Source organism: Mariniphaga anaerophila (assembly GCF_900129025.1).
In the GTDB taxonomy this organism is placed as follows: domain Bacteria; phylum Bacteroidota; class Bacteroidia; order Bacteroidales; family Prolixibacteraceae; genus Mariniphaga; species Mariniphaga anaerophila.
In genome coordinates this window covers 1-8,448 of the sequence record NZ_FQUM01000026.1, presented here as the reverse complement: position 1 = coordinate 8,448, position 8,448 = coordinate 1, and the positions used below count along the sequence as shown (strand labels likewise).

Here is an 8,448-nt window from a genome sequence, read left to right as displayed (position 1 = left end):
GATATTCGTGATAAACAAAATATTACAAGGCTGAGCACGAATTTAGTGTAACTCATGTGACTTTAACTTTGTTAACCATGTGCCTTAACGAACATATTGAACCGTAAACAAATGAAACTGATATTAACAATATTGACTTTAATTCTTTGTCTAAATTCTTATTGTCAGAAAATGAATGATAAGTCTTTGACTACAGACAATAAGATTTTTGAATTAAACCAAAAACAACCTGGAGAATCACAATTTTTAATCATCAAAGACTTAAAAAATAATGTTCTAAAAAAAGTAGGATTGGCGAAAGAATATGACCCTTATAGTTTCATGACCATGTGCACAGGGAAAAGTCAAATTGCAATAATTGGTGGTCGCTATAAATTTTTCATTCTTAATTGTAGTTCCAATAATATTTTCGGACCATTTTGGGCAGAACAGCGAGAGTTAGGACAAGATGCTCAAAGTGGTGTATTTTATGCTTATAAACTAATTGAGAATAATAAATACCTATTGGCAAATGCGCTTGATTTCGGACTCTCTTGCTACAACATAGAGGATTTGAATAATATAAAAACGATTCAATTTTTCAAGCCAGATTCAATATTTTACAAGGGAAAATATCACTTCCTTGACTCCGAAAAAAATAACGAATACTGCATGATTTCGGCATCTTGTGGAAACTACTCAACGAATATTGAGTCAGATATTTTATTTAAAAACATCAAACTTCAACAAGACAAAAACCAAAAAGTAAAAAAACGAATCGTACGGGAGAGATATTTAATTTTAAATCAAATAAGTGAAGATTCAACCAACTCAGAGTTAATTGTTGACTTGGAATCTGGAATATTATTGAGTACACAAAAAGACAACGAATTAATAAAGAAAATATTAAAAGAATAAAAATACGAACGCCTAACAAATTGCAAATTGCATTGCGGGGTTCGTGCGGTGTCGTTCGCTGGATTCTCGTTTCGCAGTTCCGTGTCCTTCGGACAGGAACGCTCTTCGAAATCCGCAACGACAACTTACAAGTGACCGTTATGCGCAAATTTGAAAAAGAATGAAACTCACTCTACAAATATTGATTTACTTGATTCTCGCTATCGGATGCTCCGCAGCAACAAATGATTTAGAATCTGACAAGACAATCAATAAAATCTTTAATAAAGACGAAATTAAGGATTTGGAGACATTGGTCAATTTCTTTGAAAATCAAATATGCTTAGGGCAAAACATTGACACACAAAATAAACAGGATTGCTATGAAAGTTTTTTCAAGCATATGGTTCACTGTGAACAAACTGGAGAAGTAATTTTGAATATTTCATTTGAAGCACAAAAAAATATTTACGACAAAATCTCCAAATCAACTTTTAATCAAATTTGGGCAATTGGAAAAACTTGGGAACATAACAGCACAGACACTCTAAAATACCTGTACTTTAATGAAAAGGGGAAATATATAAAGTTTCTAAAGGAGTTTGGACAGGACAATCAATTTGTAAAAAGTTATTATGACACGTTTGAATTAGTTGGAGATATTTCGCCAACTATGTTTGCCGGGATAATAATGAGGTATAAAGAATTTGACATTTCGGATGCGAGATTCAGACTTTTGTTGGCAATACATTATTTGACAGTTAATGACGACTATGAGCGAAAAGAAAAATATTAAAAATCAGCGCATAACAATTTGTAATATGGCAGGCGGGGGGCTTGGCGGTCTGACAAGTCAGACCTCGTACCCACTTTCCTGCGGGTCTGACAGGATTTCTCTTCGAAATCCCGCCCGACCACATACAAGTGACCGTTATAGCCAATAATAAAAACAACACAATGAGACAAAATTTAATAATTTTATTTGTTTTAATTTCGACATTTGCCTTGGGACAAAACCATTTTCTTGGGTTCCAGACAGGACTGAATTTAAGTAATGTAACACCCAAAGAGAAACTTGAAAATTCTAATATGAGGATTGGATTTATTGGTGGGATAACTTATGACCTTAAGTTTTCAAACAGATTCCAAATCGGAATTGATGCATTGTACTCTCAGCAAGGATTTAAGAATAACATGATTTATGTAGATGGTGAAAACATATATGTATTAGAAGAAAACTACAAAGCAAAATATGACTATCTGAGTTTCCCAATTAAGTTTGGATATGAAATGGGGAACAAAATTAAAATCATTCCTAAAATCGGGATAATACCAGCTTTTTCAGTTAAAGCTAAACATACTTATCCTGAATTCAATGACAATAGAGAGGTCATTGGACATGAATCAACAAACTTTAAGGATTATGTGTCAAAATTTGATTTTGGAGGATTAATTGAGGTTGGGATTGAAAATGGATTATCAGACAAGATTATTCTTTGTTCTTCGCTAAGTTTTAAACACAGTCTGACAACTTTTTTAAACTCAGATTATTTAGACCGTTATGACGACCCTGCTATGAAACATTATGGATTTTCACTTTCAATTGGATTGAAATATGGATTATGAAGTTAAATTACTGGCTATAACACGGTACATATTGCAGGGCGGGGTTCGGCGGTACGCCAACTGCGGATTCTCGTTTCGCAGTTCCGTGTACTTTGGACAGGAACGCTCTTCGAAATCCGCCCCGACAACATGTACCAACCGTTGTGCTTCATGCTGGGAAACCACACTGCCCAAAGGTTTTGACATTATAAATGGGTATATTTGTGCTTAAATAGACAAAAAAAATGAGAATAACTGAAAGAAAATATTTAGACACATATAATAAGTCAATCGGAAAAGAAATTCCTAAATTAATTAACGGTTTTGACTTCTCGGAGAATCGTGGAGGATTTGAATATTTGACTAAGTCTTCTGCTGTTTACTCTTCAAATATTGAAGGAAACAGTATAGATTTGAATTCTTACATGAATTATGAAATGAATAAGGATAAATTCAAAGCAGGAAAAGAAATTGAGGAAATTGAGGACTTAATAGAAGCTTATGAGTTTGCGCAAAACAACAAGTTGAATGAGAAAAACTTATTGAATTGTCATAAAATATTCTCAGACACTTTATTGATTAGAAGTAAAAGAGGCAAATATCGAATTGAACAGGTTGGTGTTTTTGGAAAATCGGGGTTAGCATACATGGCTGTTGAGCCTGAATTTGTAGAGAAAGAAATGAAATTGTTCTTTCAGGATTTAAGCGAATTAATTTTAACAGACCTTAATGAAATTGAAGTATTTTATTTCGCCTCCCTGATTCATTTACGATTTGTACATATACATCCATTTAGAGATGGAAACGGAAGAGCAGCCAGGTTAATTGAAAAATGGTTTATTACAGAGAATTTAGGACATGACTTTTGGAGAATGCCTTCTGAGGAATTTTACAAAAAGAACCAAGCAAAATATTATGAGACGATTAATTTAGGGGTAAATTATTACGAACTGAATTATGACAGATGTGTTGGATTTTTAGAAATGCTTCCAAATTGCTTGAAATAAAGCACGAAAGCACAACATGCGGTATTAAAAATTGCCGGTTCAGTCGATTATTCAAGGGTTGTAGCACGCTCCAACTTTTGTGTAACTTGATAGGAAATCGCCCGCAATCGGCAACTTTTCATACCGCCGACCGTTGTAGCCAATTCAAAATCCGCTGTCTGAAAGATACCAAATGGTTTATGTATCTTTGCTAAAACTAATTAAGCATATGAATTTAATTGAAAATACAAAGGCATATATCGAATGGGTAGAGGAAATTAAAGGAGCGATTAAAAAAGCTCAAATAAAAGCCTCGATATCGGTAAATCACGAATTGATAAAGTTGAATTGGATTATTGGCAAATCAATATCAGAAAAAATACAAATTGAAAATTGGGGTGCATCCGTTGTTGATAATTTATCAAAGGATTTACAAAAACAATTTCCAAATCAACAAGGATATTCCAGGTCAAACTTATTCTCGATGAGAAAATGGTATGAGTTTTACAGTAATTCAGGACTTGAAGAAGCAAAAGTCCAACAACTTGTTGGACAAATTCCGTGGGGACATAACATACTGATTATTACCAAATCAAACGATATTGACGAAGCAATTTTTTACATCAATAAAACAATCGAAAATAATTGGTCGAGAACAATATTAGCACATCAGATAGATTTAGAACTATACGAGCGTTCAGGAAAAGCTATCAATAATTTTGAAACGACATTGCCTGAAATACAATCAGAATTGGCAAATGAAACATTGAAAGACCCTTACAAATTTGATTTTTTGACATTAACAGAAAAAGCGCTTGAGAAAGACATCGAAGAACAATTAGTTTCACATATAACAGCATTTCTACTTGAACTTGGTGGTGGATTTTCATTTGTAGGCAGACAAGTTCCCATAAAAATAGACGGAGAAGATTTTTACATTGATTTGCTTTTCTATCATATCCGATTGAAATGCTATATCGTGATTGAATTGAAATCAGTAAAGTTCAGAGCAGAGTACGCAGGAAAGATGAATTTATATTTATCAGCCGTAGATGATTTAATAAAAACAGATGATGAAAATCCAACTATCGGACTTTTATTGTGCAAGAGCAAATCATCAATAATCGCTGAATATGCATTGAGAGGAACAACTCAACCAATTGGCGTTGCAGAATATGAGATTGTAAAATCTATACCAAAAGACTTAAAACCTAATTTACCGACAATTGAAGAAATAGAAAAAGAACTGGCTACAACATTTTGTATAAGTAATGGCAGGTGATGTAGTAAATATCAAGTTTTGTATCCCGCTCAAACTGCATAGCGGTTTGACAGGAAAGTACCACGCAATCTGCCACTACTCATACAATTTACCGTTGGGCTTCATACTAAAAAAGACAACCGACAATACATTAACACAAAATGATAGATAAAAATACTTTAGAAAAGAGAAGGACAGAATACGCTGAGGAACTTCATGCTGGAAGTGTTTACAGAGATATACTTGCCAGGGAAAAGGAAAGGCCTATTTATGAAAAAAGATGGTTTTGGGAATTACTTCAAAATGCAAAAGACTCCGTTGCAGTTGATAACAACGTTAATGTTAAAATTGAAATAAATGATAACGAAGTTTCCTTTTCACATACAGGTAATTCCTTCAAAGTTGACGAAATATTAAGCCTAATTATTCAGGGTTCTTCTAAGACAGACGATGACAGTAAAACAGGCAGATTTGGTACTGGTTTTATGACAACTTATCTGCTTTCAAAAAAGGTTAAAATAGCTGGGCAGCTTGAAGCTGCAGGTGGCTTTTTTGAGTTCGACTTAAACAGGGATGTAAATGATTCAAAAGACAATAATGCCATAAAAGAATTCTTTAGACTTCAACAGGAATCAAATGATAAATTTATAAGTTCAATAAGGGAAGCCAGTTATTTAGGAGAGGGTAACTTCCAAACTCGTTTTATCTATAATCTGGATGATAAGGGGAAAATTACATCTGAAAAAGGACTTAAAAGCCTGAATGAACTAATTCCATTTACACAAATTTTTAATAGCCAGATTGGAACCATCACAGTAGTTAAAGATGGGAACCCTGTAACCTACGAAAAAAGCAAACTAAACAGTTACGAAGTTGAAAGTAATAAAGTTGAAGAATGGGTATTAAAATCATCTGATTCAGATAGCGAGTTAAAAGCCTACCTTATACGTGAAGAAGAGTTTGATGTTGTATGCGTTACAGAAAAGAAGGAAGGTGTTGAATATTTAAAAAATCTAAATAGCCAATATCCTAAGCTCTTTTTTACTTTCCCGCTTATCGGAACTGAAGAATTGGGAATTCCGTTCATTATCAATTCAACACTTTTTGACCCTAAGATTGAAAGAGACGGTATCTATTTGAAAAGTGATGGAAATGAAAGCAATGGTATAAATAAAAATAAGGAATTAATAACCAAATCACTGGAGATTGCAATTGCGGTTTATCCTGAAATAATTAAGAAAAATAACATTAGGTCACACTTTAATATTTTTGATTTTTCAAAATCAAAAGGATACAGCTGGATTGACGATGATTGGTTTACTAAGTTAAAGATTAGTCTTATTGATAAAATAACGGAGGAAGAATTTATACATCTGGGCGATTTCTATTATAAGTACAATGGATTGGATATACCTTATTCACCTGATGAAAAACTTTTAGAGGATGTCTGGAAACTTGTTAATGAATCGAAATCTTATAATGCCATTCCCTATGCTGAACAAAGCGACTGGATTAGAATCGCTGAGAATTTTGCAAGCATGAAAAACAAAGATGTATTTGAGGAAAGCAATATTATTGGGAGCAAGGAGCTGAAAAATTATGTTTCAATCGAAGCTAAACTAACATCACTCAAAGATGATTTGGAGGTTCATGTATATGATTGGCTTGACAGACTTTATCAATTTATTATTGATGATTTAGGTGAGTTTACATTAAAAAAGAAAATACTTCTAAATCAGGAAAATGATTTTGTTGAAGCAGAAAAATTAAGCTGGGATGAGATTAAAGATGAAGTGCTGATTACAATTTCAAATAAAATCGACCTTAACTTTTCTAAAGAGCTAATTTCAAAAGATATTAAGATATTTGAGATTACAGGTGTTGAAGCTTATAAAAAAGATTCAGCAATTGAGAATTTGAAAAATAAATTAAACCAACTTAAGGATTCTGATTACGCAACTCAGGAGAAGCTAGAAGCCAATGCAACTTTTTTAAAATGGTTAATTGACAATTCTAAAAATGAAATTATTAAAGATTTAAAAATACTTTCATTCGATAAAAAAGAAGAATCAAATCTTATATCAAGAGTTTTCCCTTCTGGTAAACATTTAATCTTGCCCCCAAAAGATTTCTTTAAGAAAGGGTTTCCTAAATATTCAGAAATAATACGGGATAAAGACTGTATGCATCATTCTTATACCAATTCATTGGGAAGTTCAGATTATGAAAGTTTGGATAAATGGGGTTTTATTCATTATTCTCCATTGGTTAAGAGAAAGGAAAAACTGGACCCCAAAACGATTGACCTGTTAATTCAGAATAGTAATGATTTAACTCCTTTGAAGGATGATGATGGTAAGTTAACAGTTGAAATTGAACTGGAATATAGTGACTTTGCCTATCTTACAACTTCAGAAGGTCATATCTACGATAGAAATTCCACCACTTCTTCCAGTCTGAAAATATTTGACTTCTTATTGAATGAAGCATCCGAGAAAGATGAGTACTTCAATTTTGGTGGTGAAACCATAACAGTGGGTGATAACCAAATTGTTTTTGATAAAACACTTTGGTTAAAGAGAGCTAAAAACATTCAATGGGTGAATGTAAAAGATATTGAATCTGAGGGCACTAATAAATTTGTAAAAGAGGTTCCTTCATCAAAAAACCTATCTGAACTTATTAAGGACAATGATGATTTAGTTAAAACGATTAGAGGTGAAAAACAGATAACATTTTTATCAAAAATCAAAGTTGGGGTTTCCGACCTAATACGAAATACCTTAAAAACAGACGAAATCAGAATAAGCTGGGATAAAGCACTTACAACAATGATTACAAGTGGTGTTAGTCCTGAACTTGCTCAGGAAATCTTTAGCGACCCCGTAATTCAAAATGAATACAAGAAACGTTTAGACGATAAAAAACTGATAAATCGGAATCAGCAACTTGGAGCTATAGTTGAAGAGCTGTTCAGAGAATTAATTTTAAAATTAAAAGAACAAGGTGTTAATATCGATATCATAAGAAAACCATTTGGTAGTGATTATCTGTTATCTGACGAATCTTCAGACTTAGTAAACAATAATAAACAAGAAGAAATTTTCAATATTAACGACTGGTTGATTGAATTAAAAGCAACGGGAAAGAACTATGCAGCAATGACCTCATTGCAAGCTACTACAGCAGCGGATAAAAAGGATAATTATGCATTGGTTGTTGTCCCACTTGATGGTTCAGACCTCAATATTGAATATGTTAGAACACATGCAAAAGTAGTTGGGAATATCGGATATAAGCTTGTACCAGTAGTGGGTGAATTCAATGATATAGAATCTCACAAAAACGAATTAATAACTGGACATGATGGTGTATCTGTAAATATTGAAGACCACAATGTGAGATTCCGAGTAGATTCGACTGTTTGGAACTCCGAGGAAGGGATATCAATTTCAGAGTTTATTGAGACACATTTTAAAGAATAAAAAGTACGAAAGCCCAACATTTTGTATAAGTAATGGCAGGCGATGTGGTATATAACTAGCCCCAAAAATTAGACAACAAGCATAATTAGAAAATTAATAAACTTGTTGTTATGAAAAGAAGAAAAACTTACACCTCAGGCTTTAAAACGAAAGTAGTTCTTGAAGCCTTACAAGAACGAGAGACGATTCAAGAAATCGGAAAAAAGTATGAGCTTCACCCGAATCAGATTTCGAC

6 protein-coding genes are annotated in these 8,448 nt (G+C 33.0%); all 6 read left to right on the top strand.

All coding sequences use genetic code 11. The features are described 5' to 3' along the window. The first annotated feature begins 111 nt into the window (after positions 1-111). Positions 112-897 (top strand): hypothetical protein, encoded by a 786-nt coding sequence (locus BUB08_RS19675; RefSeq protein ID WP_139249811.1) that lies wholly within the window; start codon positions 112-114, stop codon positions 895-897. Between the two features lie 160 nt (positions 898-1,057). Beyond that, positions 1,058-1,672 (top strand): hypothetical protein, encoded by a 615-nt coding sequence (locus tag BUB08_RS19670; RefSeq protein ID WP_073003640.1) that lies wholly within the window; start codon positions 1,058-1,060, stop codon positions 1,670-1,672. 161 nt (positions 1,673-1,833) lie between these two features. Next, on the top strand, positions 1,834-2,502 hold the full coding sequence (locus BUB08_RS19665) for an outer membrane beta-barrel protein (RefSeq protein ID WP_073003639.1): 669 nt from the start codon (positions 1,834-1,836) through the stop codon (positions 2,500-2,502). Positions 2,503-2,726: 224 nt separating this feature from the next. Further along, positions 2,727-3,488: a Fic family protein gene (locus tag BUB08_RS19655; protein WP_073003637.1), complete on the top strand. Its 762-nt coding sequence runs from the start codon at positions 2,727-2,729 to the stop codon at positions 3,486-3,488. 208 nt (positions 3,489-3,696) lie between these two features. Then, on the top strand, positions 3,697-4,749 hold the full coding sequence (locus BUB08_RS19650; RefSeq protein WP_073003636.1) for a PDDEXK nuclease domain-containing protein: 1,053 nt from the start codon (positions 3,697-3,699) through the stop codon (positions 4,747-4,749). Positions 4,750-4,889: 140 nt separating this feature from the next. Then, positions 4,890-8,213, top strand: a complete 3,324-nt coding sequence (locus tag BUB08_RS19645; RefSeq protein WP_073003635.1) for a sacsin N-terminal ATP-binding-like domain-containing protein — start codon at positions 4,890-4,892, stop codon at positions 8,211-8,213. Positions 8,214-8,448 lie beyond the last annotated feature (235 nt).